Origin of the sequence: Sphingopyxis sp. (assembly GCF_036402335.1) — a bacterium.
Classification (GTDB): Bacteria; Pseudomonadota; Alphaproteobacteria; order Sphingomonadales; family Sphingomonadaceae; genus Sphingopyxis.
Genome location: NZ_DASWTD010000390.1, coordinates 1 through 2,120 on the forward strand (window position 1 = coordinate 1; position 2,120 = coordinate 2,120).

Here is a 2,120-nt window from a genome sequence, read left to right on the forward strand (position 1 = left end):
GGCCATGCCGCCGCCGTGCGCCAGCGCCTGCTGCCGCATCCCGCGCGACAGCAGCACGAAATTGATCGCCTGCGCGACGAACAGCATCACCGCGACGGCGAAGACGAGCTGGCCGATCAGGCTCTTGGGCCACAGGCGCAGCTTCACGCCGCGGGCCCGATCCGCTTGACTTCGCAGGCCAGCGTATAGCCCCCGCCCCACACCGTCTTGACGATCTGCGGATGCGCGGCGTCGACCTCGATCTTCTTGCGGAGGCGGCTGACCAGATTGTCGATCGCGCGATCGAAAATATCGGCCTCGCGCCCGCGCACCATGTCGAGCAGCCGGTCGCGGCTCATCACCTGCCGCGGATGACGCACCAGCGCATGGAGCAGATGATATTCGCCCGACGACAACGCGACCTCGTTGCCCTCGCCATCGACCAGCACGCGTTCGACCTCGCGCAGCACCCAGTCGCCAAAGGCGTAAGCGGTGCCGCCCGGATCGAGCGCCCGGCCACCCTGCTGCGTCCGGCGCAATACGGTGCGGATACGCGCAACGAGCTCGCGCGGGTTAAAGGGTTTGACCACATAATCGTCGGCACCGATTTCCAGTCCGACGATCCGTTCGGTATCCTCGGCCCGCGCGGTCAGCAGGATGACAGGGATGCTGCTCGTCTCGCGCAAATGACGGGTCAGCGACAGGCCATCCTCGCCGGGCATCATGATGTCGCTGACTACCAGGTCGATGCCCTGCGCGCGCAGCACCGATCGCGCTTCGGCGGCGCTCGCGGCGTCGGTGACGGCGAAGCCCTGCGCGGTCAGATATTCACCCAGCGGCTCCCGGATCGACGGTTCGTCGTCGATCAGCAGGATGCGGGGCGTGTCGCTATCGGTCATCGGATTTCCGTCAAAAAGGATGCTAGTTCGCCCACCGGCCGCAGGGGCCGATGGGCGATAGCTGGCAGGGACCGGCAACAAAGGCAATGCCGGGAGGGGGAGGAAGGCCCTGCGTTTTGCCGCCGGGTCCCTGCCAAATGGCTTACTGGTTCGCGGGAGCGGCCGGAGCGGCACCGCGCTTCGCGCGCCATGCGCCGCGCTGCGCCTGCCGTTCCTCGGCGGTCACCTGACCATCCTTGTTCGCATCGGCGGCGTCGAAGCGTGCGAGCGCCGCGGTCTGGAACTCGGCCTCGCTGATGGCCTTGTCGCCGTTGGTATCGGCCTTGCCCATCATGCGGCCACCCATGCCATGGTGCCCGCCGCGCTTGCCGCGATGGCCGCGCATTCCGTCGCGCTTGCCTTCGGCTCCACCCGCAGCGGCGCGCTGTTCCTTGCGTTCGGCACGCTTCGCGGCGCGGTCGGCACCATGCTGGTCCCATTCGGCCTTGCTGACGCTGCCGTCCGAATTGGCGTCGAGCGACGCAAAGCGCTTCGCCTGCATTTCGGCCTGCCGGGCGGCGCGGTCGGCGGCGTCGAGCTTGCCGTCCTTGTTGACGTCCATCTTGGCAAAGCGCGCGGTCGCGGCCGCCTGCGCCTCGGTGCGGGTCAGCACGCCATTGCCGTCGGCGTCGCCCTTGGCAGCGCCGCCGGGAGCGGCGAGAGCCGGAACGGCGATCAGCGCAGCGCCCAAGGCCAAAAGAGTGATTTTCTTCATGTAACGAACTCCTTCATGGGATCATCCGGGGAAAGGCCCGGATCCCGATGACGGCGGTCTAGGCTGCATTTGTCCCAACCAATTGCCGGATCGAACAAAAATTGTCGCAACATGTCGCAGAACCACCGCGCCGTTCATTTGGCGGCAAGCGGCGCGGGCAGCAGATATGTCAATGCCTTGCCCCTGAACGGCCAATCTGTTCGGCCGTTCAGGGGCAAGGCAAAGGGAAGGATTCGTCGCCGGGCGCCGGGCGCCCTTCGCGCCGTTAGGGACTTACGGGCGCGTCATCGTCATCGCTGGCGATCAATATGATCGCGCCGACACCGGCCAACAGACCGATCAGGCCGATGATCCAGCTGGAATTGCCTTCCAGCTCGCTTTGCCCCGCAATGGGCGAACCGACGCGGGTTTCGCCGACGACCGGCGCCGCCGACGCCGCAACGGGCGCCGCAACGACAGAAAGGGCGGCCAGAGAGACTGCTGTTTTT

The 2,120-nt window shown here is 66.7% G+C and carries 3 protein-coding genes and 1 pseudogene; all 4 read right to left on the reverse strand.

The genetic code is table 11. The features are described from left to right. Window positions 1–147, reverse strand: a pseudogene (locus tag VGD20_RS12375) (two-component sensor histidine kinase); the annotation flags it as partial. Further along, the gene (locus VGD20_RS12380; RefSeq protein WP_331134735.1) at window positions 144–878 is read right to left on the reverse strand and encodes a response regulator; all 735 of its coding nucleotides are present in this window, start codon (window positions 876–878) and stop codon (window positions 144–146) included. The pseudogene VGD20_RS12375 and the gene VGD20_RS12380, both read right to left, overlap by 4 nt. Window positions 879–1,020: 142 nt before the next feature. Then, window positions 1,021–1,632, reverse strand: coding sequence for a hypothetical protein (locus VGD20_RS12385; RefSeq protein WP_331134736.1), 612 nt, complete (start codon window positions 1,630–1,632; stop codon window positions 1,021–1,023). 265 nt (window positions 1,633–1,897) lie between these two features. Next, the coding region (locus VGD20_RS12390; RefSeq protein ID WP_331134737.1) for a hypothetical protein at window positions 1,898–2,120 on the reverse strand (223 nt) is incomplete at its 5' end.

Excerpts from the sequence above, each read along its gene's own strand:
- VGD20_RS12380 (WP_331134735.1), bottom strand. The coding sequence starts at position 878 with ATGACCGATAGCGACACGCCCCGCATCCTGCTGATCGACGACGAACCG.
- VGD20_RS12385 (WP_331134736.1), bottom strand. The coding sequence starts at position 1,632 with ATGAAGAAAATCACTCTTTTGGCCTTGGGCGCTGCGCTGATCGCCGTT.